24 protein-coding genes are annotated in these 26,577 nt (G+C 74.3%); 16 read left to right on the forward strand and 8 right to left on the reverse strand.

Features of this window, described 5'->3' with window-relative positions; translation table 11 throughout:
• Window positions 1-8: 8 nt before the first annotated feature.
• The gene (locus VKZ81_RS01290) at window positions 9-791 is read right to left on the reverse strand and encodes an IclR family transcriptional regulator (protein WP_324239493.1); all 783 of its coding nucleotides are present in this window, start codon (window positions 789-791) and stop codon (window positions 9-11) included.
• Window positions 792-896: 105 nt separating this feature from the next.
• Here VKZ81_RS01290 and VKZ81_RS01295 point away from each other — a divergent pair, with 105 nt between their 5' ends.
• The 9 genes from VKZ81_RS01295 to VKZ81_RS01335 all read left to right on the forward strand — a co-directional run bounded on the left by VKZ81_RS01295 (window position 897) and on the right by VKZ81_RS01335 (window position 9,574).
• Entirely contained in the window at window positions 897-1,316 is a 420-nt protein-coding gene (locus VKZ81_RS01295; protein ID WP_324239494.1) for a histone-like nucleoid-structuring protein Lsr2, read from the forward strand.
• Window positions 1,317-1,765: 449 nt separating this feature from the next.
• Window positions 1,766-2,023 carry a WhiB family transcriptional regulator gene (locus VKZ81_RS01300; RefSeq protein ID WP_324239495.1) on the forward strand — a complete coding sequence of 86 codons (258 nt, stop codon included), beginning with the start codon at window positions 1,766-1,768 and terminating at the stop codon, window positions 2,021-2,023.
• Window positions 2,024-2,105: 82 nt separating this feature from the next.
• Window positions 2,106-2,975: a sugar phosphate isomerase/epimerase family protein gene (locus tag VKZ81_RS01305; protein ID WP_324239496.1), complete on the forward strand. Its 870-nt coding sequence runs from the start codon at window positions 2,106-2,108 to the stop codon at window positions 2,973-2,975.
• Window positions 2,976-2,997: 22 nt separating this feature from the next.
• Window positions 2,998-3,525 (forward strand): MarR family winged helix-turn-helix transcriptional regulator, encoded by a 528-nt coding sequence (locus VKZ81_RS01310; protein ID WP_324239497.1) that lies wholly within the window; start codon window positions 2,998-3,000, stop codon window positions 3,523-3,525.
• Between the two features lie 80 nt (window positions 3,526-3,605).
• Window positions 3,606-4,565: an MBL fold metallo-hydrolase gene (locus VKZ81_RS01315; RefSeq protein ID WP_324239498.1), complete on the forward strand. Its 960-nt coding sequence runs from the start codon at window positions 3,606-3,608 to the stop codon at window positions 4,563-4,565.
• Entirely contained in the window at window positions 4,562-6,244 is a 1,683-nt protein-coding gene (locus VKZ81_RS01320; protein WP_324239499.1) for an FAD-dependent monooxygenase, read from the forward strand. The genes VKZ81_RS01315 and VKZ81_RS01320 overlap by 4 nt, the downstream gene beginning before the upstream one ends.
• Window positions 6,154-7,350 (forward strand): homogentisate 1,2-dioxygenase, encoded by a 1,197-nt coding sequence (locus VKZ81_RS01325; RefSeq protein ID WP_324239500.1) that lies wholly within the window; start codon window positions 6,154-6,156, stop codon window positions 7,348-7,350. Before VKZ81_RS01320 ends, VKZ81_RS01325 begins: the two co-directional genes overlap by 91 nt.
• Window positions 7,347-8,507 carry a fumarylacetoacetase gene (fahA, locus tag VKZ81_RS01330; protein WP_324239501.1) on the forward strand — a complete coding sequence of 387 codons (1,161 nt, stop codon included), beginning with the start codon at window positions 7,347-7,349 and terminating at the stop codon, window positions 8,505-8,507. The genes VKZ81_RS01325 and fahA overlap by 4 nt, the downstream gene beginning before the upstream one ends.
• 32 nt (window positions 8,508-8,539) lie before the next feature.
• Window positions 8,540-9,574 (forward strand): DNA polymerase domain-containing protein, encoded by a 1,035-nt coding sequence (locus VKZ81_RS01335; RefSeq protein WP_324239502.1) that lies wholly within the window; start codon window positions 8,540-8,542, stop codon window positions 9,572-9,574.
• Window positions 9,575-9,577: 3 nt separating this feature from the next.
• Here the strand turns inward: VKZ81_RS01335 and VKZ81_RS01340 are convergent, their stop codons facing one another.
• Both VKZ81_RS01340 and VKZ81_RS01345 read right to left on the reverse strand, forming a co-directional pair.
• Entirely contained in the window at window positions 9,578-10,399 is an 822-nt protein-coding gene (locus VKZ81_RS01340) for a hypothetical protein (RefSeq protein WP_324239503.1), read from the reverse strand.
• A 52-nt stretch (window positions 10,400-10,451) separates the two neighbouring features.
• Window positions 10,452-11,480 carry an alpha/beta fold hydrolase gene (locus VKZ81_RS01345; RefSeq protein WP_324239504.1) on the reverse strand — a complete coding sequence of 343 codons (1,029 nt, stop codon included), beginning with the start codon at window positions 11,478-11,480 and terminating at the stop codon, window positions 10,452-10,454.
• Window positions 11,481-11,591: 111 nt separating this feature from the next.
• On the opposite strand from VKZ81_RS01345, the gene VKZ81_RS01350 reads away from it, so the two are divergent.
• Window positions 11,592-12,836 carry an MFS transporter gene (locus VKZ81_RS01350; protein ID WP_324239505.1) on the forward strand — a complete coding sequence of 415 codons (1,245 nt, stop codon included), beginning with the start codon at window positions 11,592-11,594 and terminating at the stop codon, window positions 12,834-12,836.
• Between the two features lie 4 nt (window positions 12,837-12,840).
• On the opposite strand, the gene VKZ81_RS01355 is transcribed toward VKZ81_RS01350, so the two are convergent.
• Window positions 12,841-14,679 carry a rhodanese-like domain-containing protein gene (locus tag VKZ81_RS01355; RefSeq protein WP_324239506.1) on the reverse strand — a complete coding sequence of 613 codons (1,839 nt, stop codon included), beginning with the start codon at window positions 14,677-14,679 and terminating at the stop codon, window positions 12,841-12,843.
• A 248-nt stretch (window positions 14,680-14,927) separates the two neighbouring features.
• Here VKZ81_RS01355 and VKZ81_RS01360 point away from each other — a divergent pair, with 248 nt between their 5' ends.
• Window positions 14,928-15,491 carry an OsmC family protein gene (locus VKZ81_RS01360; protein WP_324239507.1) on the forward strand — a complete coding sequence of 188 codons (564 nt, stop codon included), beginning with the start codon at window positions 14,928-14,930 and terminating at the stop codon, window positions 15,489-15,491.
• An 8-nt stretch (window positions 15,492-15,499) separates the two neighbouring features.
• The gene (locus VKZ81_RS01365; RefSeq protein ID WP_324239508.1) at window positions 15,500-16,720 is read left to right on the forward strand and encodes an NAD(P)-binding domain-containing protein; all 1,221 of its coding nucleotides are present in this window, start codon (window positions 15,500-15,502) and stop codon (window positions 16,718-16,720) included.
• A gap of 22 nt (window positions 16,721-16,742) precedes the next feature.
• Here VKZ81_RS01365 and VKZ81_RS01370 read toward each other — a convergent pair whose 3' ends face one another.
• Genes VKZ81_RS01370 through VKZ81_RS01380 form a run of 3 tightly spaced genes read right to left on the reverse strand, consistent with a single transcriptional unit; the run spans window position 16,743 to window position 20,552 of the window.
• Window positions 16,743-17,927, reverse strand: coding sequence for an MFS transporter (locus tag VKZ81_RS01370; RefSeq protein ID WP_324239509.1), 1,185 nt, complete (start codon window positions 17,925-17,927; stop codon window positions 16,743-16,745).
• Between the two features lie 50 nt (window positions 17,928-17,977).
• Complete coding sequence (locus tag VKZ81_RS01375; RefSeq protein WP_324239510.1) at window positions 17,978-19,345, reverse strand: NtaA/DmoA family FMN-dependent monooxygenase; 1,368 nt, start codon at window positions 19,343-19,345, stop codon at window positions 17,978-17,980.
• A 1-nt stretch (window position 19,346) separates the two neighbouring features.
• Window positions 19,347-20,552: an LLM class flavin-dependent oxidoreductase gene (locus tag VKZ81_RS01380; protein ID WP_324239511.1), complete on the reverse strand. Its 1,206-nt coding sequence runs from the start codon at window positions 20,550-20,552 to the stop codon at window positions 19,347-19,349.
• A gap of 364 nt (window positions 20,553-20,916) precedes the next feature.
• Between VKZ81_RS01380 and VKZ81_RS01385 the strand changes: the two genes are divergently transcribed.
• The 4 genes from VKZ81_RS01385 (at window position 20,917) to VKZ81_RS01400 (ending at window position 24,149) form a co-directional block, all read left to right on the forward strand.
• Window positions 20,917-21,699, forward strand: coding sequence for an ABC transporter ATP-binding protein (locus tag VKZ81_RS01385; RefSeq protein ID WP_324239512.1), 783 nt, complete (start codon window positions 20,917-20,919; stop codon window positions 21,697-21,699).
• 32 nt (window positions 21,700-21,731) lie between these two features.
• Window positions 21,732-22,760, forward strand: coding sequence for an aliphatic sulfonate ABC transporter substrate-binding protein (locus VKZ81_RS01390; RefSeq protein WP_324239513.1), 1,029 nt, complete (start codon window positions 21,732-21,734; stop codon window positions 22,758-22,760).
• The gene (locus VKZ81_RS01395) at window positions 22,757-23,572 is read left to right on the forward strand and encodes an ABC transporter permease (protein ID WP_324239514.1); all 816 of its coding nucleotides are present in this window, start codon (window positions 22,757-22,759) and stop codon (window positions 23,570-23,572) included. Before VKZ81_RS01390 ends, VKZ81_RS01395 begins: the two co-directional genes overlap by 4 nt.
• Before the next feature lie 271 nt (window positions 23,573-23,843).
• The gene (locus tag VKZ81_RS01400; protein ID WP_324239515.1) at window positions 23,844-24,149 is read left to right on the forward strand and encodes a GNAT family N-acetyltransferase; all 306 of its coding nucleotides are present in this window, start codon (window positions 23,844-23,846) and stop codon (window positions 24,147-24,149) included.
• 126 nt (window positions 24,150-24,275) lie between these two features.
• On the opposite strand, the gene VKZ81_RS01405 is transcribed toward VKZ81_RS01400, so the two are convergent.
• Window positions 24,276-26,561, reverse strand: a complete 2,286-nt coding sequence (locus tag VKZ81_RS01405) for a molybdopterin-dependent oxidoreductase (RefSeq protein WP_324239516.1) — start codon at window positions 26,559-26,561, stop codon at window positions 24,276-24,278.
• Between the last annotated feature and the right edge of the window lie 16 nt (window positions 26,562-26,577).

The raw sequence follows: 26,577 nt of genomic DNA on the forward strand, positions 1-26,577 counted from the left end.
CGGGAACGCTATGACCGTCCCGCTGTGGAGGAGCCGTTGTTCTGGACCGCAGAACCGTCGGCGAGGTCGCGCTCGATCCGCGCGACCGCGGTCGCGAGGTGGTTCGTCCACTCCGGCAGCCGGTTGCGGCGGAAGCGCACGGTCGGCATCGCGATCGAGACGGCGGCCGGCGCCATCCCGTCCGGGCACCGCAGCGCCTGCCCGATCGCGGTGACCCCGGTCTCGGTCGCCTGGTCGTTGACCGCGAAGCCCTGCTTGCGCACCCGGCGCAGGTCCCGCAGCAGGGCGGGCAGGTCCACCTGGGCGTCCGACCGCGCGTACAGGTCGACGACGTCGGCCTCGGGCCGCTGGGCGAGCACCGCGCGCCCGCCGGAGGCGAGGTGGGCGGGCAGCACCCGGCCCTCCCGATCGCCCACGCGCAGCACCTGGGTCGACTCGACGGTCGCGATGAACCGGGTCTGGTCGCCGACCACGATCGCGAGGTTCACCGACTCGTCGGTGCGGGCGGCGAGCGCCTCGAGGTGCGGCAGCGCGATCCGGCGCAGGTCCGCGACCGGCTCCGGCGCCGCCGCCCCGCGCAGCACCGGGCCCGCCACGTAGCGGCGGTCCTCGTCCTGCTCGGCGAAGTCGCGGTAGACGAGCATCGCCAGCAGCCGGTGCGCGGTCGAGCGGGCGACGCCGAGGCGGGCGGCGGCGTCGGTGACCCGCAGCGGCCCCTCGTGCAGCAGGAGCGTCGCGAGGTGGAGCGCGTGGTCGACGGACTCGATGCCGTACGCCGGTTTGTTCTTCACAACGGAATCGTAACGGCCGCCATCCAGAACGCCAGGGGAGGCGACCACCCTCGGCGGGTTCGGTCACGGCGTGTCGTAATGTCGGGCCGGCTTGGCATTCGAGGGATGGGAACGTTCGTGGCGCGCTACGTCATGACTCGACTCGTGGACGACATCGACGGCTCGGACGCCGTGACGACGGTGTCGTTCTCCCTTGACGGACGCAACTACGAGATCGACCTGTCGGAGTCGCACCTCGAGCGCCTGCAGCAGGCGCTCGAGCCGTACCTGAACGCCGCCCGCACCGTCTCCAGTGGGCGGCGGCGCAGGCGGTCCCCCGCCACCCGCCGCACCGCGCCGAAGCCGCGGCTCACGCGCGAGGTGATCAAGCGCGAGCCGCCCGCGGAGCGCCCGGCCCCCGCCGAGGCACCGGCCGCCGGGGCACCCACCACCGCCCAGCCGTTCCAGGAGCCGGAGCCGAGCCGGCCCCGCAAGCGCAAGGCGGCCGCGCCGCTGGTGGCCGACCCGTTCAACCCGCAGCTCTGAGGCCGACGACGGGCAGGCCGGGGGCCTGCCCGGACGCTGTGCGGCGCCGCGGCGGGCCGGCCGCCGCCCCGTGCGGCGAAGGCGGGGCCGGTTCCGCGGAACCGGCGAAGACCGCGCCGGAGGAATGATCACCGATTAGCCGCCGGAAGGGTCGCGAGCCATCCGGGAAAGACACCGCGCGGACGTCGCCTCGGGAGCCGAAAGGCCCTGGTCGACCCCCTACCGGCGGCCTCGCGCACACGCAGCGCCCGGCCGATGGCGTGACGCCGACAACTTCGGGAACAACTCGGTCGAATTCCCTCGTTGAACGAGTCATCATCGATGTGCGGGCGGTTGTTGCCCGCGTTTCGAAACCCCCTCTGCGCCGCCGGCGAGGCGGCGCGCCCACCCACCGGTGCACGCGCGGGCGCCCCCGCGCGCTCACACCCCTGATTGGAGGCGGCACGCTCATGCCTGACTTCGACGACTGGCGGCTGGCGGCCGCCTGCCGGGACCACGACCCTGAGCTGTTCTTCCCGCTCAGCGAGGTGGGCCCCGGTGCCCGCCAGGTGGAGCGGGCGAAGGCGGTCTGCGCCGGCTGCCCGGTGCGCTCCGAGTGCCTCGACTACGCCCTCGCGGCCGGCCTCGACCACGGGATCTTCGGCGGCATGACCGAGACCGAGCGGCGGGTGCTGCGGCGGGCCCGCGCCCCCCGCGAGGTCGCCTGACCCGGGTCGTCCGTTTGTCTTGACATACGGACGAGGGCCTCGTTAGCGTCCTGGGCCTCGGGGCCGCACCAGGAGGACAGCGATGAGGCTCGCCCTCGATCCGCAGATGTTCTACTCCACGCACTCGGTCTGGGAGCTGCCCGACGTGGTGGCCCGCTCGGGCTACGAGTGGATGGAGCTGTCGCCCAAGGACGACTTCATCCCGTTCTTCCGCTACCCCCGCGTCGACGACGCCGGCGTCGCCAAGCTGCGCAAGCGCGCCGCCGACGCGGGGGTGGGGATCTCCTCGGTGCTGCCGGTGCTGCGCTGGTCCGGGCCCGGCGAGGACGAGCGGCAGGCCGCGGTCCGCGCGTGGAAGCGCGCCATCCAGATCACCGTCGACCTCGGCGTCGACACGATGAACTCCGAGTTCAACGGCCGCCCCGAGGCAGCCGAGCACGCCGAGAGCCAGTTCCTGCGCTCGATGGACGAGCTGATCCCGGTCTTCGAGCGCGAGGGCATCAAGCTCGCCCTCGAACCGCACCCCGACGACTTCATCGAGGACGGCCACGCCGCGGTGCGCATGGTGCGCGGGCTCAACCGCGACTGGATCTCCTTCGTCTACTGCACCCCGCACACGTTCCACCAGGGCGACGACGCCACCGGGATCATCACCGCCGCGGGCGAGAAGGTGACGCTGGTCCACCTCGCCGACACCCTCGACCACACCGCCTCGAACGGACTGCGCTACATCGTCAACCCGCCCGGCTCGCCCGCTCGCGTGCACCAGCACGCCGAGATCGGCCGCGGCGAGGTCGACTTCGACGAGGTCTTCTCCGCCCTCGCCGCCGTCGGGTTCGACGGGGTGCTCACCTCCTGCGTCTTCGGTTGGGAGGAACAGGCGGCGGAGATCAGCGTGCGCCAGCGCGAGAAGATCACCGCGCTGGTCGAGAAGCACTTCGGCACGCGCTGAGGTCGCCTCCTACCATCGATCGGTGGGCCAGCACCCTGACGCGTTCCTCTCCTTCGCCGACGTCGCCCCCGACCGCGCCGCCGAGCGGCTGCCGGGCATGGACCGCGACGCCATGGCGATGGTGCTGCTGCTCTACCGGGTCACGAGCACGGTCGTCTACGACCTGGAGTCCACCGTGCACCGGCCCGCCGGGTGGAGCTGGTCGGCGTTCCGGCTGCTGTTCACGCTCTGGATCAGCGGCCCCCAGGAGGCCAGCCGCGCCGCGGAGCTCGCGGGCATGAGCCGCGCCGCGGTGTCGAGCCTGTCCCGCACGCTCACCGCGGCGGGCCTGCTCGAACGCGGCCCCGGCGAGCGCGACCGTCGCGGCGTCGTGCTCTCGCTCAGCGAGGAGGGCACGCGCCGGCTCGAGGCCGCGCTGCGCGATCACAACCGGCGCGAGGCCGAGTGGGCGGCGCTGCTCACGCCCGAGGAGCGCGAGGTGTTCCACACGGTGCTGTCGAAGCTCGCCAAGGCCGCCCGGACCGAGGACTGGGTCAGCCACCGGTTCTAGCCGATCGGTCTGGTGTTCTTGGCCACGAGGCCCTACGGTCCCCGGTAGTTAAACCTTTTATTTGCCGAGAGGACGACACCGTGGTCAAGCCGTTCGCCTCCTCAGCAGACACCGCCGCCAAGCAGCAGACCCTCGAGGTGCTGGCCGACGGCGTGTACGCCCTCACCGCGGAGGGCGACCCCAACATCGGTGCGATCGAGGGCGAGGACTTCCTCGTCTGCTTCGAAGCGCTGGCCACCCCCGTGGCGGCGCGCAGGTGGCTCGACCGGCTGCGTGAGCACACCGACAAGCCGGTCCGCTACCTGGTGCTCTCGCACTACCACGCGGTCCGCGTGCTCGGTGCGTCCGCGTTCGACGCCGACGTCATCGTCGCCCACGAGAACACCCGCGCGCTCGTGGCCGAGCGCGGCAAGGAGGACTGGGAGAGCGAGTTCGCCCGCATGCCCCGCCTCGCCGAGGGCGCCGACTCGGTACCGGGGCTCACCTGGCCGACCCTCACGTTCTCCGACCGGCTCACCATCGACCTCGGCGGCGACCGCGGCGACCTCGTGCTGCAGTACCACGGCCGCGGCCACACCGAGGGCGACATCACCGCGTGGCTGCCCCGCCACAAGATCCTCTTCGCCGGTGACCTCGTCGAGGCCCAGGCCGCGCTCTACACCGGCGACGCGTTCCACCGCGAGTGGGCCACGGGCACGCTGGACCGGGTCAAGGCGCTCGAGGCCGAGCAGCTCGTCGGCGGGCGCGGCGCGGTGACCCGCGGCCGGGCGGAGGTCGACGCCGCGATCGAGCAGACCCGCAACTTCCTGAACGTGATGATCCGCGAGGTCGGGGCGGTCCACAGCCGCGGCGGCACGCTCAAGGAGGCGTTCGAGGCCACGCACGCCGCGCTCGTGGACGACTACGGGCACTGGCCGATCTTCGAGCACTGCCTGCCGTTCGACGTGTCCCGGCTGTGGGACGAGCTGTCCGGGATCGAGCGCCCGATCATCTGGACCGCGGAACGCGACCAGGAGGTCTGGGCCCAGCTGCAGTCGTGAGCCCCGCCGTGAACCCGGTACTCGTCCTCGGCGCGGGCCCGGTCGGGCAGACCACCGCCCTGCTGCTCGCCCGCTGGGGCGTGCCCACGATCGTCGTCGACCAGCGGCCGTTCCGGGACGCGGTCGGGTCGAAGTCGATCTGCCAGCAGCGCGACGTCCTCGACATCTGGGAGTCGGTGGGTGCGGGCAGGCGCATCGCCGACGAGGGGGTCACCTGGACGACCGCCCGCACCTTCTACCGCGACGCCGAACTGTTCAGCTACACGTTCGCCGAGCCCGGTCGGCCGGCGTTCCCGCCGTTCGTCAACATCTCGCAGACCCGCACCGAGCAGATCCTCGACGAGCGCATCGCCCGAGAACCGCTGGTGGACGTGCGCTGGGGCCACCGGGTCGTGCACATCGAGCAGGACGACGCGGGCGTGGAGATCACCTGCGCCGACGGCACCCGGCTGCGGGGGGCCTACCTCGTCGTCTGCGCCGGCTCCCGCTGCGACGAGCTGCGCCGCCTGCTCGGCGTGGAGTTCGGCGGCCGGTCCTTCGACGACCGGTTCCTGATCTGCGACATCCGCACCGACCTGCCCGGGTGGGCCACGGAGCGCCGGTTCTACTTCGACCCGTCGTGGAACCCCGGCCGCCAGGTGCTCATCCACCCCTGCCCCGACTCGACGTTCCGCATCGACTGGCAGGTGCCCGCCGGCTACGACCTGGACGCCGAGGCCGCCTCCGGGGCCCTCGACGCCCGGATCCGCGCGATCATCGGCGACCGCGACTACGAGATCGTGTGGAAGTCGGTCTACCGCTTCCACTCGCGGCTGGTCGACCGCATGCGCTGCGGGCGCGTGCTCATCGCGGGCGACGCGGCGCACCTGGTGGCGCCGTTCGGGGCGCGCGGGCTCAACTCCGGGGTCGCCGACGCCGAGAACGCCGCCTGGAAGATCGCCTACGTCGCGCACGGCTGGGCCCCGGAGCGGCTGCTCGCGACCTACCACGACGAGCGGCACGCCGCGGCCCAGGAGAACCTCGCGGTCACCACGGCGACGATGAACTTCCTGGTGCCGCAGGACGCCGAGGCGGCCGCGTACCGCCGCGACGTCCTCGCCCGCGCCGCCACGGACCCGGCCGCCCGCGCCCTCGTCGACTCCGGTCGGCTCGCCGAGCCGTACTGGTACGTCGACTCCCCGCTCACCACCCCGAACCCGGCCCGGCCGTTCGCGGGACGGCCCCCGCGCGGGGCCGCGCCGCCGCCGGGGCCGGGCATCCTCGTCCCGGACGCCCCCGTGCCCGGCGGGCGGCTGCGCGCGCTCGCCCGGGACGGGTTCCTGCTGCTCGTGGGCGCCCGGGCCGACGTCGAGGCGGCCCGGGCGGCGGCCGACGCCACGCCCGGTCCGGTCCGGGTGTTCGAGCTCGCCCGGATCGACACCGGCACCGGCGCGGGGATCGACACCGCGGGCGCGCTCGGCGCCCACCCCGAGGAGGTCTGGGTCATCCGCCCGGACGCGCACATCGCCGCCGTCCTCGACAACCCCACGCGACAGGAGATCCGCGCGACGCTGGCGCGCGCCACCCACTCCGAAGGAGGAGGAGCACCATGGCCTACTACCGGCGAGTCGGCGACGTCCCACCCAAGCGGCACACGCAGCACCGCACCCCCGACGGGGGCCTCTACCGCGAGGAGCTGATGGGCGAGGAGGGCTTCTCCTCCGACTCCTCGCTGCTCTACCACAAGGGCGTGCCCTCGGCGATCGTGGACGCGTCGCCGTGGGAGCTGCCCGACCAGACGCTCACCGAGAACCGCCCGCTCAAGCCGCGCCACCTCAAGCTGCACGACCTGTTCGGCGACGACTGGAAGGCCGTCGACGCGGTCACCGGAAGGCGGCTGGTGCTGGGCAACGCCGACGTGCGCATCTCCTACGTCGTCGCGGGCCAGCCCTCGCCGCTGTACCGCAACGCCATGGGTGACGAGTGCGTGTACGTCGAGTCGGGGACCGCGACGGTCGAGACGGTGTTCGGGGTGCTCCCGGCGCGGCAGGGCGACTACGTGATCCTGCCGCGGTCGACCACGCACCGCTGGATCCCGACCGGCTCGGAGCCGCTGCGCCTGTACGCCATCGAAGCCAACTCGCACATCGCGCCGCCCAAGCGCTACCTGTCGCGCTACGGGCAGCTCCTGGAGCACTCGCCCTACTGCGAGCGCGACCTGCACGGGCCGAGCGAGCCGTTCCTCGTCGACGGCACCGACGTGGAGGTGCTGGTCAAGCACCGCGGTTCGCGCGGGGTCACCGGCACCCGCTACGTCTACCCGACCCACCCGTTCGACGTGGTCGGGTGGGACGGCTGCCTCTACCCGTTCACGTTCAACGTCGCCGACTTCGAGCCGATCACCGGCCGGGTGCACCAGCCGCCGCCCGTGCACCAGGTGTTCGAGGGCTCGAACTTCGTGATCTGCAACTTCGTGCCGCGCAAGGTGGACTACCACCCGCTGGCGATCCCGGTGCCCTACTACCACTCCAACGTCGACTCCGACGAGGTCATGTTCTACTGCGGCGGCAACTACGAGGCCCGCAAGGGATCGGGCATCGGCCAGGGCTCGATCAGCCTGCACCCGGGCGGGCACAGCCACGGCCCGCAACCGGGCGCGGTGGAGCGGTCGCTCGGCGTGGAGTTCTTCGACGAGCTCGCCGTCATGGTCGACACGTTCCGGCCGCTGGAGCTGGGTGAGGGCGGCATCGCCGCCGAGGACCCCGGCTACGCGTGGACCTGGTCGGGTCGGGGGCCCGCCCGATGAGCGAGCCCTCCCTGTTCGGGCTGGACAACCTGCCCTACGGCGTGTTCTCACCCGCGGGCGGCGCCCCGCGGGTGGGGGTGCGCCTCGGCGACGACGTCGTCGACCTGTCGGTGCTGCTCGACGACCCGGTGTTCGCCGCGCCGTCGCTCAACCCGTTCATGGCGCAGGGCCGGACCCGCTGGACGGAGGTCCGCGCGCGGCTCGTCGACCTGCTGTCCCGCGAGGCGCCGCCCGCCGCCGTGCACCCGCTGTCCGAGGTGCGGCTGCACCTGCCGTTCGAGGTCGCCGACTACGTCGACTTCTACGCCTCCGAGCACCACGCCTCGAACCTCGGGCGGCTGTTCCGCCCGGACTCCGAGCCGCTGATGCCGAACTGGAAGCACCTGCCGGTCGGCTACCACGGCCGGGCGGGCACGGTCGTCGTGTCCGGCACCGACGTGGTGCGCCCGTGCGGGCAGCGCAAGGCGCCCGACGAGCCGGCACCCACGTACGGGCCGAGCACGCGGCTCGACATCGAGGCGGAGCTGGGCTTCGTCGTCGGGGTGGGCTCGCCGCTCGGCGGGCGGATCGGCGTGGACGAGTTCGCCGACCACGTCTTCGGCGCGGTGCTGGTCAACGACTGGTCCGCCCGCGACCTGCAGGCGTGGGAGTACGTCCCGCTCGGCCCGCACCTGGGCAAGAGCTTCGCCACGTCGATCTCGCCGTGGGTGGTGCCGCTCGCGGCGCTCGAGGCCGCGCGGGTGCCGCTGCCCGGGCAGGACCCCGAGCCCCTCCCCTACCTGCGCGGCAGCGAGGACTGGGGGCTCGACATCGAGCTCGTCGTCGAGTGGAACGGGGAGGAGGTCTCCCGCCCGCCGTACCGCGAGATGTACTGGTCGCCCGCGCAGATGCTCGCCCACATGACGGTGAACGGGGCGTCGGCGCGCACCGGCGACCTGTTCGCCTCGGGCACGATCTCCGGGCCGCAGCGCCACCAGCGCGGCGCGTTCATCGAGCTCACCTGGGGCGGGCGCGAACCGATCACGGTCAAGGGCGAGGAGCGCACGTTCCTGCAGGACGGCGACGAGGTGTCCATCTCGGCCACCGCACCCGGCGCGGGCGGCGGCCGGATCGGGTTCGGGGAGGTCAGGGGCGCGATCCGCGCCGCGGTTCCCTGACCCCGGGGCCGCGGCGGCGGTACGGTCGCGGCGTGGGCACCGGGACGGGCGCGGGTGAGGTCGAGGTGCTCGACGTCGCCGGGCGGCAGGTGCGCATCACCAGCCCGGGCAAGGTGATCTTCTCCGCGCGCGGGGAGACCAAGCTCGACCTCGCCCGCTACTACCTGGCCGTGGCCGGGCCGCTCATGGCGGCGATGGGCGGCCGGCCGGTGCTGCTGCAGCGCTTCCCGAAGGGCGCGACCGGGCCGTCGTTCTTCCAGAAGCGCGTCGCACCGACCGCCGCCGACCCGTGGGTGACCACCACGGTGGTGTCGACGCCGAACGGCACCACCTCGAACGCGCTCGTCGCCGCGGACCTCGCGCACGTGCTGTGGGCGGTGAACCTCGGCTGCCTCGGCTTCCACGTCTGGCCCGTGACCGCCGCCGACCCCGCGCACGCCGACGAGCTGCGCATCGACCTCGACCCGAGCCCCGGCGTGACGTTCGCGATGATCCGGGAGGCGGCCGCGGAGACGAAGGCGCTGCTCGACGAGCTGGGCGTCGCCGGCTACCCGAAGACGACCGGCAGCCGCGGGATCCACGTCTACGTGCGCCTGCGGCCGGAGTGGGACGGCGTGGCCGTGCGGTCGGCGGCCGTCGCCGTGGCCCGCGAGCTGGAGCGGCGCCGCCCGGACCTGATCACCGCCTCCTGGTGGAAGGAGGAGCGCGGCGCCCGGGTGTTCGTCGACTTCAACCAGAACGCGCCGCACAAGACGGTCTTCGGCGCGTGGGGCGTGCGCGCCGACCCGCAGGCACGGGTGTCGGCCCCGTTCGCGTGGTCGGAACTGGCGGCGATCGATCCGGCCGAGCTCACCATCGCCACCGTGCCGGACCGGCTCGCCGCGCACGGCGACCCGTGGGCGCCGATGGCGGCTGAGCGGCAGTCGCTCGAACCGCTGCTCGAGCTGCACCGCCGCGACGTCGCCGCCGGGCTGCCGGACGCGCCGTGGCCCCCCGTCTACCCGAAGATGCCGGGCGAGCCGCCGCGGGTCGCGCCGTCGCGGGCCCGCCGCGCACCGTCGGCCTGAGGCCTACGAGGCCGGCATCCAGTCGATCGTCACCGGGAACAGGTACCGGTCGGCGACGAGCGTGATCACCCGACGCGCGGTGCGCGGGGACTCGACGACCGCGCGCGGCACGCCGGAGCCCGCCCGTTCGTAGGCGCGGCCGGCGAGCTCCTCGAGCATCTCGCTCACCTGGCCGCCCGCCGCGGCCAGCCGCAGGCCGGTGGCGCGCTGCAGCCGCGCAACCTCGACCATGCCCAGCGCCCGCTCGGCGTGCTCGGGGAACATCCCGGCCAGGAACAGCGCGCCGTCACCGATGCGCCGCCAGATGCCCGGCTGCTCGAGCGGCGTGACGACGTCGAGCAGCCCGGCCAGGCGGGGCAGGTCGAGCTCGTTCCAGCGCTGGCGACGCCAGCCGCCGCGGTCGGTGCGCCGCCACACGGTGCCGGACATGACGCGCGCGTAGGACGCCAGCAACTCGGCGAGGAACAGCCGGTGCACCGGGTCCGTGGCGAAGGCCGCCAGCGCCGGGGCGTCGAAGACCGGCACCCGCGACCGCGGCCCCGCGCGGTCGGCGACGTAGGAGCGGCCGACGAGCGTGGCGCCGACCCGGTGCACCGCGGCGGCGAACACGAGGAACGGCGAGACGTAGCGGAAGCGCTCCGGTTCGTCGGCCTGGGCCCGGATGATCGAGTCGGCGACGCCGGGGCGCTCCAGCAGGTCGAGGACAAGGGTCGGCTCCCGCCGCAGGGCCGCCACCTGGTCGGCCCGCCCGCCGGTGAGGACCAACAGGTCGTTGTCGGTCAGGTGTTCGGCATAGCGCCTACCGACAGACTCGCGCCCGTCCATACAAACCATTTTGCGCGCGAAACCGGCGGCTTCCCAGTGGATCGCGCCCCGTTCACCTGGCCAGGAGGTCCCGCACCCCCTCGTCGATGAACGCGGTGTCCACCGGGTTCAACCCGCCACCCGCGAAGTGACCCCACACGCCGGGGATCACGCGCAATTCCGCGGATTTCATGTGCGAAACGGTCCACCGTTCGTCCTCCGGCGGGAAGTACAGGTCCTTCTCCGCCGGCATGACGATCGCGCGCGCCCGGATGGAGGCGAGCGCCTCCTCGGTGGAGGAGAAGCCGGGCGTGGTGCCCACGTCGCCGGTCCACCACGTGTCGAGCATCGTGAGCAGGTTGTTCGGGTCCCGGTCGTCGAGGAAGAAGCCCTCCCAGAAGCCGACCGCGAAGTCCTCGAGCGAGGTGTAGCCGAGCTCGCGCCACACCTCGTCCCAGTAGAACGCCTGGGAGAAGCCCCAGCCCGCGTAGATCCGCGCGAACGCGCGCAGCCCGCGCACCGGCAGCCGGTCGGGGTCGTACCAGCCCCCGGCGAAGTCGGCGTCGGCCCGCAGCGCGTGGGCGAGCGAGTCGAGGAACACCCGGTTGTGCGGCGAGGTCCGGGGCGAGCCGCAGAACGGCAGGATGCGCTCGACCATCTCCGGGTGGCTGACCGCCCACTGGTAGGTCTGGCCCGCCCCCATCGACCACCCGAGCACGAGCTGCAGCGTCTCGATGCCGAACACCTCCGTCACGAGCCGGTGCTGCGCCTCGACGTTGTCGCGCACGGCGATCCGGGGGAACCGGGCCCGGTCCCACGGCGGCGGCGTGTTCGACGGGGACGCCGACAGCCCGTTGCCGAGCATGTTCGGCACGATGATGAACCAGCGGTCCGGGTCGAGCGCCTTGTCCGGGCCGATGAGCCACTCGTTGTCCCAGTGGCGGCCCGAGAACCAGGTCGGGTAGAGGATCGCGTTGTCCTTCGCCTCGGTGAGCGTCCCGTAGGTCTGGTAGGCGATCCGCGCGGGCCGCAGCGTGGCGCCGCAGGCCAACGTGAAGTCCGGGATCTCGTGGACGTCGTACGGCGCGTCGCGGCCGGTCATGGGCACCCTCCTCGGCGAGGTCCACGAAAGCTACCGAATGAAACTATTGCCGCCGGAAGGGTGCGTCAATCGGCCGGGCGGCGGCGCTCGCGGATCACCCGGCTCCCGCGGATGGGGGAGGATGGCCGCCATGGCACAACCGACAACCCGCCCCGGCCGGGTCGGGGCGGCGTCGGCGCTGCTCGCCGTCGCGGTGGTCCTCGTGGCGTTCAACCTCCGGCCGGCGATCACGAGCGTCGGTCCGGTGCTCGACCAGGCCAGGGCGGCGTTCGCCGCGTCCGCCGGCTGGGTCGGCCTGCTCACCACCGTCCCCGTGCTGTGCCTCGCCGCAGCGGGGGCGGCCGCCCCGCAGCTCGCGCGGCGGGCCGGGCTGCGCGGGGCGATCGCGCTGGCGCTGGTCGCGATCACCGCGGGGCTGGCGCTGCGGGTGCTCGGCGGCCCGTCGCTCATGATCGCGGCCACCGTCGTGGCGACGAGCGGGGTCGCGGTCGCCGGCGTGCTCGTGCCGGTGGTCGTGCGGGCCGGGTTCCCCACCCGCGTCGGGCTGGTCACCGGCCTCTACACCGCCGCGCTGCAGGCCGGGGCCACGCTGGGGTTCGCGTTCACCCCGCGTCCCCACGCGCAGCGTCGAGGTCACGGCCGCCGCTGCTCGCCGACGGGCTCGGCGGCTGGCGGCCCGCCCTCGCGAGCTGGGCGGCCATCGGGGCGGTCGCGCTCGCGGGCTGGCTCGCCTGGGGCCGCCCCGGCGCGCCGGCGGCGGGCCCGGCGCCCGCGGTGGGCGGCTCGGTGCTCGCCTCCCCGCTGGCGTGGACGGTCACGGCCTTCTTCGGGCTGCAGGCCTTCGTCGCCTTCTCCGTGATGAACTGGCTCCCGCTCGCGCTGATGGACCGGGGCGTCACCCGCACCGAGGCCGGCTTCCTGCTGGGCGTGCTGTCGATCGTCGCGCTGCCGGTCAGCCTGCTGGTGCCGCCGCTCGCCGGCCGCGCCCGCGGGCAGAGCGGCTGGATCCTGGGCCTGAGCGCGTGCGGCGCCGCCGGCCTGTCGGGCTTGCTGTTCGTGCCCACCGACGGGCCGTGGCAGGCCTTGCCGTGGGTGCTGCTCGTCGGGCTCGGCATGAGCGTGTTCTCGCTCGCCCTCACGGTGATCGCGCTGCGCGCGTCGACCGCGGAGCGCACCGCGAGCCTGTCCGGCATGGCGCAGGGCATCGGCTACGTGATCGCGGGCATCGGCCCCTTCCTCAGCGGGCTGCTGCACGAGGCCACCGGCGGCTGGGACGTGCCGTTCGCGGTGCTGCTCGCCGTGGTGGTCGCCCAGTCCGTCACCGGCGCGCTCGCGGGCCGGCCCCGCACGATCTGACCGGTCAGGCCCCCGGTTCGGGACCGGTCGCCACGGGCCGCTGCGGGTCCGACGACCAGGCCGAGAAGGAGCCGGGGAAGAGCGCGGCCTCGACCCCGATCGCAGCGAGGGCGGCGACCTCGTGCGCGGCGGTGATCCCGGAGCCGCAGTACACCCCCACCTCGCCGGTCGCACCGAGCTCGGCGAACCGCGCCCGCAGCTCGTCGAGGCGCCGGAACCTCCCGTCCGGGGCGAGGTTGTCGGTGGTGGGCGCGCTCACCGCGCCGGGGATGTGGCCGGCCCGCGGGTCGATCGGCTCGACCTCGCCCCGGTAGCGCTCGCCCGCGCGGGCGTCGAGCAGCACACCGGTGCGGGCGAGCGCGGCCGCGCCGTCGGCGTCGAGGACGGGCAGGTGCCCGCCGGTCAGCTCGACGTCACCGGGTTCCGGCTCGGGCCCGGCACCGGTCTCGAGGGCGCGCCCGCTCGCGGTCCAGGCGCCGAGGCCGCCGTCGAGCAGCCGCACGTCGGTGAGCCCGCCCCAGCGCAGCAGCCACCAGGCCCGGCCGGCCGCGAGCCCGCCGGTGGCGTCGTAGACGACGACCGGGCGGCCCGCGCTGATCCCCCAGCGGCGCGCCGCGGCCTGCAGGGCCGCGACGTCGGGCAGGGGGTGCCTGCCCTGCGTCGGGTCGTCCGGGTGCGCGGCGAGCTCGGTGTCGAGGTCCACGTACACCGCACCGGGGATGTGGCCGTCGCGGTAGTGGTCGCGGCCGTGCGGGTCGCCGAGCGCCCACCGGACGTCGAGCAGCACCGGCGGGTTCGGCCCGGCGAGCTCCGCGGCGAGGCCCTCGACGTCGACGAGCACGGCGAGGTCGGGCAGCACCCGCAGCAGGTCGGCGTCGTCGAGCGACCCGACCGGCGTCGCCTCCCGGACGGCCCGGTGCACCCGGGCGAGCACCGCCGCGTTGCGCGGCGCCTCGACGCCGTGCAGCCGGGCGAGCAGCGTGATCTCCCCGTTGAGGAAGTCGGTCTCGGGCGGCGCGCCGCGCTGCAGGCTCTGCCGCGTGGAGCGGCCGGCCGGCTCCCGGCCCGGGACCGGGTGCGCCGTGTAGGCCGAGAGATCCAGCCCGGTCTCGGCCACGATGTCGGCCGCGTCGACGCCCGCCGCCCGGAACACCTCGCGCGCCTCGGCGCGCAGCGCGGCGGTGGCGCGCTCCCGCAGCGGGCTCGGCGCGTAGAGCGCCTCGAGCGCGTTGCCGACCACGGAGAGCAGCTTGCCCGCCTTGAACCGCGGCACGTCGTCGACGACCTCCACCAGGTGCCGGGCCGCGCGCAGGTCGGCGGCGATCCGCTCGAGGCGGGCGTCGCGGCCGGACGGGTACCGGCCGATCCAGACCACCCCGACGGCGGGGTCGGCGGGCGAGACCACCTCGCCCGGCGTGACGTGCTCGGCGGGCGAGAAGGCCACCGCCCCGTACACCGCGGCGAAGCGGCGCAGCGCGACCCGCTCGCTGTCGAGCCCGTTCTGCAGCACCACGATCGGCAGCACCTCGGCCGCGGCGCCGTGGTCCCCGACCGGCCGCCACGCCCACGCCGCGACGGCGGCCTCCGCGTCGTGGGCCTTGGTCGCGAGGACGAGCACGTCGTCCGGCCGCAGGTCGACCTCGTCGGGGCCGCCGGCCACCGGGACCGGCACGACGCGCTCGCCGTCGGGGCGGACCTGGCGCAGGCCGGCGCGGCGCAGCTCGGCGAGGTGGGCACCGCGGGCGACGAGCACCACCGGGATCCCGGCCGTGTGCAGCTCGGCGGCCAGCGTGGCGCCGACCGCGCCCGCGCCGACGACGACGTAACGGTGTTCGGGGGGCACGAGCGGAGAAAACATCATCCGGCCGGGCCCTGTCCAACCCGCCCCCCGAGTCTGGTCATCACCGGGGCCGTCTGGTACGAAATGCCCATGGCCGGTCACACGTTCCTCGTGCGCCGACGCCACGTGGACCACGGCCTGGTCTCCACCTGCGGCTGTCCGCTCTTCCGCTGAGCCGCCCCTCCCCTGCCCTTCCTCGCTGCGGCACGCCCACACGCGCGTGCCGCGATCGCGGTTCCCCTGGAGGATCCATGACGACCACGGACACCCCTGCTGTCGACAACGGCGTGAACGTCGAGGCGCTCCTCGGCGTGCGCAGCTCGCTCGCCGACACCCCCGAGATCGCCCAGTTCCAGTGGCGGGCGAACGTCTCGTGGGTCAAGGGCACCCACAGCCGCTCCACCGTGGAGACCTTCCACGGCTTCGGCGACGAGCAGCGCCACAAGACCACCTTCACGTTCGACGCCGACCACCCGCTGCAGTTCGCCGCCGAGGACAACGGCATCACGCCGGTGGAGTACGTGCTGGTGGCGCTGGGCAGCTGCCTCACCGCGGGCATCGCGTCGGTGGCCCAGCAGCGGGGCATCCAGCTGCGGTCGGTGACCGGAACGATCGAGGCCGACATGGACCTGCACGGCATCCTCGGCGCCGACCCGGAGGTCCGCAACGGGTTCAGCGGCGTGAAGGTGAACTTCACCGTCGACGCCGACGCCTCCGAGGACGACATCAAGGCGCTGGTCGCGCAGTCGCAGAAGCGCTCGGCGGTCTACGACATCCTCACCAACCCGACCAACGTCAGCGTGACGGTGGGCTGATCGCACCCATGCCGCAGACGACCACCGTCGTCATCGGGGCCGGGCACAGCGGCCTCGCCATGAGCCGCTGCCTCACCGACCGGGCGATCGACCACGTCGTGCTCGAGCGCGGTGAGGTGGCGAACTCGTGGCGCACCCAGCGCTGGGACTCGCTGCGCCTGCTCACCCCGAACTGGATGACCCGCCTGCCCGGGCACCGCTACGACGGCGACGACCCCGACGGCTTCCTCACGGTGCCGGAGGTCGTCGACCTGATCGAGGGCTACGCCAAGACCGTGGACGCGCCGGTGCAGGCGCACACCACCGTCACCGCCGTCCGCCCCGAGGAGGGCGGGTTCACGGTCGAGACGGACGCGGGCCGGTGGCGGGCGCGGACCGTGGTGCTCGCCTCCGGCGCGCACAACCTCGCCGCGGTGCCCGCCGTCGGCGAGGCGGTGCCCGAGGGGATCACCCAGGTCGCGCTCGACGCCTACCGCCGCCCGGAACAGCTGCCCGAGGGCGGGGTGCTCGTCGTCGGCGCGGCGGCGAGCGGCATCCAGATCGCCGACGAGGTGCACCGCTCGGGCCGGCCGGTCACGCTGTCGGTGGGCGAGCACGTGCGGGTGCCGCGCACCTACCGCGGCCGCGACATCTTCGCGTGGATGGACGCCACCGGCCTGCTCGACGAGCGCTACGACGAGGTTCCCGACCTGCTGCGGGCGCGCAACCTGCCGTCGATGCAGCTGGTCGGCACGCCGGAGCGGATCACGCTCGACCTCAACGCCCTGACCGACCGCGGGGTGCGGCTCGTCGGCAGGCTCGCCGGGATCCGGGACGGGGTCGCGCAGTTCTCCGGCTCGCTGCCGAACGTGTGCGCGCTGGCCGACCTCAAGCTCGGCCGGCTGCTGGACGGCATCGACGCCCACGCGGGGGCGAACGGCGACCGCCCGCGGCCCGAGCCGACCCGGGTGCCCGACCCGCCGCCGCTCACGCTCGACCTGCGCCGCGGCGAGATCCGCTCGATCGTGTGGGCCACCGGGTTCCGGCCGGACCTGTCCTGGCTGGACGTGCCGGTGCTCGACCGCAAGGGGCGGATCCGCCACGACGGCGGTGTCACCCCGTGGCCCGGGCTCTACGTGCTGGGGTGGCCGTTCCTGCGGCGGCGCAAGTCCACGTTCATCGACGGCGCCGGGGCCGACGCGGCGGAGCTCGCCGACCACCTGGTGGCGCACCTGGCCGCCGCGGCGTGATCAGCCGGTGACCACCCGCTGATCACGCCGGGGCGCGGCTGCTCGACCGCGCGGGGCGCAGCGCGAGCAGCCCGGCGGCGCCGAGCAGCCCGCCCGCGGCCGAGATCGCCATCACCGGCGTGTAGGACCCCGCGACGGTGCGCAGCCACGCCGCACCCAGCGGCGCGAGCGCCTTGGTCACGGTGAGCACCGCGGCGAGCAGCCCGGCCACGGTGGCGTAGCCGGCCACGCCGTACCGGTCGGCCAGCAGCGCGGGCCGGGCGATCGTGCTCACGCCGAAGCCGAGCCCCACGGCGAGCACGCACGCGACGGCGGGCGCGAGCACGCTTCCCACGACCGGCAGGAGGGCGAGCCCGGCCGCCTGCACGGCGAAGACCACCGCCACCACCGCCGTTCCGTACCTGCGGGCGGCGAGGGTGGTCACGATCCGACCGGTCACCGACATCACCCCGAGCAGGCCGGCGACGTTCGCGGCCACGGTCGGGGCGTGGCCGAGCTCGCGCAGGTAGGCGACCAGGTGGACGCCGACGACGAACACGCCGATGCCCTGCGCCACGAACACGGACGCGATCAGCCAGTACCCGGGGTCGCGGACGGCGTTCGCGGCGTTGCGCCCCGCCTCCCGGCGCTGGGGCGCGAAGCCGGGCGGCCGGCGCACGAGCAGGTGCAGCGGGATCGTGAGCCCGCCGTAGACCGCCGCCAGCACGACCAGCGCGTGCCGCCAGCCGTGCGCCTCCACCAGCGCCGCCGTGAGCGGCATGAAGATCGTCGAGGCGAAGCCGCCCGCGATCGTGATCGCGAGCATCGCGGTCCCGCGCCTGGCATCGTCGAACCAGGTGACGACCACGGCGAACGCCGCCTCGTACAACACGCCCGCCGCGGCGACGCCGAGCCCCGCCGACACCGCGTACAGCGCGGCGACGCTCGTGACCCGGGACCAGGCGAACAGCAGCAGCGTCGCGAGCACCGAGCAGCCGACCATCAGCGCGCGCCCGCCCCACCGGTCGAGCCAGCGGCCCGCGGGCACCGCGGCGAGCGCGGCCGCGAGCAGCGAGGCGGTCTGGGCGCCGGTGATGGCGGTGCGGTCGGCGCCGAGCGCCTCCTGCATCGGCACCAGCAGGACGGCGAAGGCGTAGGTGAGCACCCCGTAGCCCGCGGTCGAGGTCACCGCGAGCGCGGCGACCATCCACCACCGGTACCGCCGCACACCGATCACCGTACGGATCACCGGCGCGGCCCGCACGGGGGCGGCACGCGCTAGACCGCGGCGGTGACGCTCCCGGACCGGCGCGGCAGCGGCGGCAGGCCGAGGTTGTCGCGCAGGGTCGTGCCGGTGTACTCGGTGCGCAGCGAGCCGCGCTCCTGCAGCAGCGGCACCACCTTGTCGACGAACTCGTCGAGCCCCGACGGCACCAGGTGCGAGCCGATGATCAGCCCGTCGGCGCCGTCGTTCTGCACGAAGTCGTCGATCTGCTGCGCCACCTGCGCCGGGGTGCCGACGAACGGGCCCCGCTCGAACTGGTCGATCACCAGCTCGCGCAGGCTGAGCTTCTTCGCCTCGGCGATCTCGCGCCAGCGCGCCACCGTCGCGAACCGGTCCTGGTGGACCAGCGCCCGGCCCTGGATGAACGGCGGCGCGTCCGGGTCCGGGTCGATGTCGGGCAGCGGGCCGTCGGGGTCGTAGCCGGACAGGTCGCGGTTCCAGATCTGCTCGAGCAGGATCAGCGCGGTCTGGCCGGTGATCTGCTGCTCGCGGATCTCCCGGTGGCGTTCCTTCGCCTCGGCCTCGGTGTCGCCGAGCACGAAGCTCGCCGACGGGAGGATCTTCAGCTCGTCGGGGTTGCGCCCGAACCGGGCCGCCCTGGCCTTCACATCGCGGTAGAACTCCGCGGCCTCCGGTAGCTTGCCGAACGGGGAGAAGATCGCATCCGAGTGGCGGGCGGCGAAGTCGCGGCCCTCCGGGGAGACCCCGGCCTGCAGGATCACCGGGCGACCCTGCGGGCTGCGCGGCACGGTGAAGCGCCCGTGGATGTCGAACTGGTTGCCCGTGATGTCGAACCGGCCGGCGTCGGGCCGGCCGAGGAACCGCCCTCCCGCCTGGTCGGCGATCAGGTCCTCGTCGTCCCACGAGTCCCACAGCACCCGCGCCGCCTCGATCATCTCGGCGGCCCGCTCGTAGCGCTGGGACCGCTGCAGGAACCCCCCGCGGCGGAAGTTCTGGCCGGTGAACGCGTCGAAGGAGGTGACGACGTTCCAGGCGGTGCGCCCGCCGGAGAGGTGGTCGAGCGTGGCGAACTGGCGCGCCAGCTCGTAGGGCTCGTTGAACGTCGCGTTGATGGTGCCGGCCAGGCCGAGGTGGGTGGTGACGGCGGCGAGGGAGGCGAGCACCGGCAGCGTGTCCGGCCGCCCGACGACGTCCTGGTCGAAGACCTGCCCGGCCCGCTCGCGCAGCGCGAGGCCCTCGGCGAGGAAGAAGAAGTCGAACCTGCCCCGCTCCGCGGTGCGGGCGACGTGCTCGAACGTGGAGAAGTCGATCTGGCTGCCCGCGTCCGGGTGCCACCAGGCGGTGTGGTGGTTCACGCCCGCCACGTAGGCGCCGAGGATGACCTGCTTGCGGCTGCTCATGTCAGACGGCCTTCGCGTAGCGGTTGGGGACGGAGGTCGGCAGGCCCAGCAGGCCACGCAGGGAGGAGGCCTCCGGGTAGGAGGTGCGGTGCAGGCCGCGGCGCTGCAGCTCGGGGACCAGGTCGGCGACGATCCGGTCGAGGTCGTCGGGCAGCGCGGCGGGTCGCAGCCGCACCCCGCGGAAGCCGAGCGCCTGCCAGGAGGCGAGGAGGTCGGCCAGCTCGCCCGCCGAGCCGGCGAAGACGGTGGTGTCGCAGGTGTACGGCTCGCCCGCGAGGTCGTCGAGGCGGCGCAGCCGGTCGGCGCCCGACTCCCCCGGCCCGTCGAGGGCGACCACCACGTCGGCGTAGACGTGCAGCGGCTCCCCGGTCCGCCCGACGTCGGCGACGGCCCGGGTGACGTCGCCGAGCACCTCCTCGGCGCCGCGCTTCGCGGTGGGGGTGACGAACACCAGGTCGGCGGCGCGGGCGGCCAGCTCGTAGGGCTCGCGGCGGTGGGCGAGCACGCTCACCACCGGCTGGCCCTGCGGCGGGCGCGGGGTGATCGACGGGCCGCGCACGGAGAAGAACCGCCCCTCGAAGTTCACGTGGTGGACCTTGGAGCGGTCGATGAACCGGCGGGTGGCGACGTCGCGGATCTCCGCGTCGTCCTCCCAGGAGTCCCACAGCCGCCGCACGACGTCGATCACGTCCTCGGCCTCGGCGAACAGGTCGCGCAGCTCGGCGGGCAGCTCGTCGGCGGCGACGATGCGCTCGTCGTACCCGCTGATGGTCCGCCTGCCGACGAGCGCGGCGTCGGCGGCCGAGCCCGACACCCGCGCCTGCCAGCCGGCCCGGCCGCGCGAGGTGTGGTCGAGGGTCGCGAGCCCCTTCGAGACGTGGAACGGTTCGGTGTGGGTGGTGGTCACGGTCGGGACCAGGCCGATCCGGGAGGTGAGCGGCGCGAGGTAGGACGCCACCAGCAGCGCGTCCAGCCGGCCGCGGACCTGGTCCACGCGGTCGTCGGGCACGCCGAGGCGGTGGGTCTGGATGCCGAAGGTGTCCTCGACGGTCACGAGGTCGAGCAGGCCGCGTTCGGCGGTGCGCACGAGGTCGGCCCAGTAGCGCGGGGAGAACAGCTCGCTCGGCCGGGCGGCGGGCTCCCGCCACGCGGCGGGGTGCCAGCCGGCGCCGTCGAGCGCGACGGCGAGGTGGAGGTGTTCGGGCATTTCCTGCCTCTCGGGACGAACCGGGGACGGGTCGAATGAAATGTCCGGTCAATTCCGAGGGGCCCGACAACGAGCGCTGTGCACCCGCATCAGATCGAGGTACCGGCGGCCCACCAACAGGGTTCCCACCACCCGACCGACGCTATTCGTGCCCCGCCCGGGGCGACAAGGTCCGATGATTCCCGTCACGAGCTTTTGCCCTTCGCCACCCGAACCGCGTAGCGTGCCGCCGTGGCCCTCACCGACCGTGGAGCGGGCGAGGATCTCGCCGCCCGGTTGTGGCTCGACCTCGGCTACGGGGTGAGCGCCGCCTGTCCGGGCTGACGGCCCTGCTCCCCCCGACCCCGGACGAGGAACCCCTTTCGTGCAGACCACCGCTCCGCGGGTGGCCGCGGCCCCCGTGACGCTGCGCGGCGTCGGCCGCGCCTTCGACGCCCACACCGTCCTCGACGGCATCGACCTCGACGTCGCCGCGGGTGAGGTCGTCGCGCTGCTCGGCGCGTCCGGCTGCGGCAAGTCGACGCTGCTGCGCCTCGTCGCCGGCCTCGACCGGCCGACCTCCGGCGAGGTGCTGATCGACGGCGCCCGCGTCGAGGGGATCGACCCGCGCGCGGCCGTGGTGTTCCAGGAGCCCCGGCTGCTGCCCTGGCGGACCCTCGCCGAGAACGTGGCGTTCGGCCTGCCGGACGGCGTCGGCAGCCGCGCCGAGCGCCGGGGCGCGGTCGAGCGCGCCCTGGAGGTCGTCGGGCTGTCGGCCTTCGCCGGGTACCGGCCGCGCGCGGTCTCCGGCGGCATGGCCCAGCGCACGGCGCTCGCCCGGGCCCTCGTGCGCAGGCCCGGCGTGCTGCTGCTCGACGAGCCGTTCGCCGCGCTCGACGCCCTCACCCGGCTGCACATGCAGGACCTGGTCGACGACCTGCAGCGCGCGGAGGGCGCCACCATCCTGCTCGTCACCCACGACGTCGACGAGGCGCTGCAGCTCGCCGACCGCGTCGTCGTGCTCGCCCCCCGGGCGCCGGGAGCGGGCTCCGGCATCGGGCACGCGCTCGAGGTGCCCGGCGCCCGCCCCCGCGACCGCGCCGACCCGGTCCTCGCCGCCCTGCGCGTCGAGCTGCTCGACCGGCTCGGCGTGCCCCGCCACGCCTGACCGCCTCCCCCATCAGCACCCCGGAGTCCACGATGTCCCGATCGCTCCCCCGCCTCGCCCGCCTCGGCGGGCTCGTCGCCGCGCTCGGCATGCTCGCCGGCTGCGTGTCCGGCGAGAGCGCCGACGGCTCGGTCGGCGAGCCGGCCGACAGCGGCGTCCAGATCCGCCTCGACTACGCCTACTACAACCCCGAGAGCCTCGTGATCAAGGAGCAGGGCTGGCTGGAGCAGGAGCTCGGGCCCGGTTCCGTCGAGTGGGTGCTCTCGCAGGGCAGCAACAAGGCCAACGAGAACCTGCGCGCCGACGCGATCGACATCGGCTCGACCGCGGGCACCCCGGCGCTGCTGGCCAGGGCGAACGGCTCGGCGATCCGCTCGATCGACGTCTACTCGCGCCCCGAGTGGTCGGCGATCGTCGTGCCCGGCGACTCCGCGATCACCGAGCCGGCGCAGCTGCGGGGGCAGAAGATCGCGGCCACCCAGGGCACCGACCCGTATTTCTTCCTGCTGCAGACGCTCGCCGCGGCGGGCCTGTCGGCCTCCGACGTGGAGATCGTCAACTTGCAGCACTCCGACGGCAAGACCGCGCTCGAGCGCGGCGACGTCGCCGCGTGGGCCGGGCTGGACCCGTTCATGGCGCAGACCGAGCTGGAGGCCGGCTCCCGGCTGATCTACCGCAACCTCGACTTCAACTCCTACGGGCTGCTCAACGCCCGGGAGGAGTTCATCGACCAGCACCCCGACCTCGTGCAGACCGTCGTGAACGCCTACGAGCGGGCCCGCGCGTGGATCCTGGAGAACCCGGACGCGGCCGTCCAGACGCTCGCCACGGCCGCGAGCATCGACCCGGAGATCGCCCGCCAGCAGCTGCTCACCCGCACGCAGCTCGACATCGACCCGGTGCCGGGTGAGCCGCAGCGGGAGGTGCTGTGGCGCCTGCTGCCGCTGCTCGTGAACGACGGGCTGGTGCGCTCGGAGGAGGAGGCGCGGACCGCGCTCAACACCCTGTTCGAGCCCCGGTTCGCCGAGGCGGCGCGCGGCGCCACCCCGGCCGGGTCGTGACGGTCACCGAACACCCGAGCGCCCCGGCCCCCGCCCCCGCCCGGGCGCCGGGGCGCGCCCGCGGCGCGGCGGGCACCGCGCTGCTCGGGCTCGTCGTCCCCGTCCTGTTCGTGCTGGGGTGGCAGGCGCTCGCCACCTCGGGGCGGTTCTCGCCCGCGCAGCTGCCCACGCCCGGCGCGGTGCTCGCCGCGCTCGCCGAGCTGCTGCGCCGCGGCGAGCTGTGGCTGCACATCGCGATCAGCACCCAGCGCGTGCTCGCCGGGTTCGCGCTCGGCGCGGGGGCCGGGCTGCTGCTCGGTGGCGTCGTCGGGCTCTCCCACCGCGCCCGCACGCTGCTCGCGCCGTCCATCCAGGCGGTGCGCGCGGTGCCCTCGCTGGCCTGGGTGCCGCTGCTGCTGCTCTGGCTGGGCATCGGCGAGACGCCGAAGATCACGCTCGTGGCGATCGGCGCGTTCTTCCCCGTCTACACCACCGTGTCGGCGGCGCTCGCGCACGTCGACCGGCACCTCGTCGAGGTCGGCCGCGCCTACGGGCGCAGCGGCGTGCGGCTGTTCCTGCAGATCCAGCTGCCCGCGATCGCGCCCGGCGCGCTGGCCGGCCTGCGGTTGGGGCTCGCGCAGGGCTGGCTGTTCCTGGTGGCCGCCGAGCTGATCGCCTCGTCGATCGGGCTCGGGTTCCTGCTCATCGACAGCCAGAACACCGGCCGCACCGACATCCTGCTGCTCGCGATCGCGCTGCTCGCCCTGCTCGGCAAGCTCACCGACGGGCTGCTCGGGCTCGCCGAGCGGAGGCTGCTGCGCCGCTGGACGTGAGCGGCCGGCCCCTCCCGTCCACGACGAGGAATGGGGACGGACATTTCCCGGCCGTGCTGTCCGGCAATTGCGCGCCGAAATGAGCACCGCTTGACAAGGCGCACGCGTTTCGACATAGGGTTTCGCACATGCGTTTTTCCGGGTCGCCGCGGCGGCACGTCGACCTGTGCCGCACGCAGACCGCCCTCTGTCGCTGATCCCCGTCGCGCATTCCCTCACCGCACCCCCGCTTCCGCGGCGGTTTCCCCATGCCTTCTCGACGGAGGATCCGATGAGTGCACCGGCACTCGAGGCACGCCTTGTCCCCTACACCGACCCGCTCGCCCTGCCGCTGCTCGCCGAGCTGGACCGCGAGTACTCCCCCGCTACGGCCACACGCTGGGCGACCTGCGCCACGAGGCGCTGCGCGGCGCGGCCGAGTTCGGCCCGCCCGACGGCGGCCTGGTCCTGCTGCTCGCCGACGACGCCCCGGTCGCCGGGGGACGCGTTCCGCCGCTACGACGAGCGGACCGCCGAGCTGAAGCGGATCTGGACGCACTCGGCGCACCGGCGCCGCGGCTTCGCCCAGAGGCGCTGAACACGGTGATCGAGAACGGCACCTACGCCGAGGTGCTGGCCCGCTGGAACCTCACCAGCGAGGCCGTGCCCACCTCGGAGATCAACCCGCCGGGCCTGCCCCGCACGGCGGCCTCGTGAGGCCCGGCTACGGGGCGGCCACCGGCGGCTCGTAGGCCCGCACCGGCGGCAGCGGCTCGGGCGCCTTGCGCACCTCGACCCGCGACAGCTGCCCGGTGCAGCCCTGCGCGAGCCGGGAGGTCCCGACGTCGGTGGTGACGGCGTTCGGGTTGCCGTGCACGCAGGTCGCCACCTCGGGGGCGCTCGGGTCGAACCAGGCGCCGGTCGACAGCTGCACCACGCCGGGTGCGACGGCGTCGGAGAGCACCAGCCCCGCCAGCACGCTGCCCACCCGGCTCTCCACCACGACGACGTCGCCGTCCGCCAGCCCGCGGGCGGCGGCGTCGGTGGGGTGCATCCGCGCCGGCTCGCGGCCCGCGATCTTCGACCCGGCGCTGCCGGCGCCGTGGTCGAGCTGGCTGTGCAGCCGGGTGGCCGGGTTGTTCGCCACCAGGAACAGCGGGTACGGGCCCGTGCCCGGCGGGTCGGCGAGGAACTCCGGTTCGAGCCACGCCGGGTGGCCGGGGCAGTCGTCGTAGCCGAACGACGCGACCGTGGCGGAGGTGATCTCGATGCGCCCGCTCGGCGTGGGCAGGGGGTGGGCCTCGGGGTCGGCCCGGAAGTCGGCGTAGAGCACCCGGTCGCGGTCGAGCCGGGGCAGATCGATGCGGCCCTTCGCCCAGAACGCGGCGAAATCGAGCCCCGGGTCGTCGCCCGCGGGCAGCGCGGCCCGCCAGCGGTCGTAGAGGTGCTCGAGCCACCCCCGCTCGTCGCGGCCCTCGTCGAACTCCTTGCCCGCGCCCAGCTGGTCGGCGAGCGCGCGGAAGATCTCGAAGTCCGACCGCGCCTCGCCGAGCGGCTCCGCGATCCGCGGCATCGCGACGATGGCGTCGCTCTCGCGGGCGCAGCCGATGTCGTCGCGCTCCAGCGTCGTCGTCGCCGGGAACACGATGTCGGCGTGCCGGGCGGTCGCGGTCCAGAACTGCTCGTTGACGATGATCGTCTCCGGGCGGGCGAAGGCGCGCCGCAGCCGCGCCAGGTCCTGGTGGTGGTGGAACGGGTTGCCGCCTGCCCAGTAGACGAGCCGGATGTCGGGGTAGCGCAGGCGCGCGCCGTCGAAGTCGAACTCGCCGCCCGGGTTCAGCAGCATGTCGGCGATCCGGGCGACCGGGATGAAGTCCCGGACCGGGTTGACGCCCCTGGGCAGCGTCGGCAGGGGACCCTCGACGCGCGGCCCGCCGACGCCCGCCATCGAGCCGTAGCCGTGCGCGAACCCGCCGCCGGGCAACCCGATCTGGCCGAGCACGCAGGCGAGCGCGATCCCCGCCCACAGCGGCTGCTCCCCGTAGCGCGCCCGCTGCAGCGACCAGCTGAGCGTGATCATCGTGCGGTGCGCGGCCATCTCGCGGGCCAGCGCGACGATCCGCTCCGCGGGCACCCCGCAGATGCGCGACGCCCACGCCGCGTCGCGGACGACCCCGTCGGCGCGCCCGTCCAGATAGGCCCACCACTCGTCGAACCCGGCGCAGTGGGTGCGCAGGAAGGCGGCGTCGTGCAAGCCGTGCGCCACGAGCGTGTGCGCAAGCCCGAGCATCAGCGCCGTGTCCGTGCCGGGCACGGGCACGATCCACTCGGCGTCGAGGTCGGCGACCAGGTCGTCGCGCAGCGGGGAGACCAGGACGAACCGCGCGCCGCGCTCCCGGGCCCGCCGCAGGTGCCCGACGGTGGTGTGCCGCGCGATGCCGCCCGGGTTGACGTGCGCGTTCTTCGCCGGGATCCCGCCGAAGCAGACGAACAGCTCCGTGTGCTCGGCGAGCACCGGCAACGTGGTCGGCCGCGAGATCGGGTCGTCGTTGCCGACGATGCGGCGCAGCAGCGGGCGGGCGGCGCCGAGGCTGTAGGTCTCGACGGAGCGGGTGTAGCCGCCGAGCACCCCGAGGAACCGGTGCACCTGGCTCTGCGCGTGGTGGAACCGGCCCGCGCTCGCCCAGCCGTACGAGCCGCCGAAGATCGAGGCGTTGCCGTGCTCGGTGCGGACCCGCTCCAGCTCCCCCGCGGCCAGCGCGACCGCCCGCTCCCACGAGACGGGGACGTAGTCGTCGCGTCCCCGCCGCTCGTCCGGGCCCGCGCCCCGCTCCAGGAAGCCGCGGCGCACGTGCGGCACCAGCACGCGGACCCGTTCGTCGAGCATCGCGGGCACGTTGCGCAGCAGCGGCAGCGCCGGATCCGGGTCGACGGGATCGGGACGGACGTCCAGGCCGGTGTCCGTGGCGACGGCCTCGAAGTTGCCCCAGTGCGAGCTGTGGAGTGTCACGCGGTCCCCTCTCGTG

Origin of the sequence: Pseudonocardia sp., from assembly GCF_035305885.1 — a bacterium.
Taxonomy (GTDB): Bacteria; Actinomycetota; Actinomycetes; order Mycobacteriales; family Pseudonocardiaceae; genus Pseudonocardia.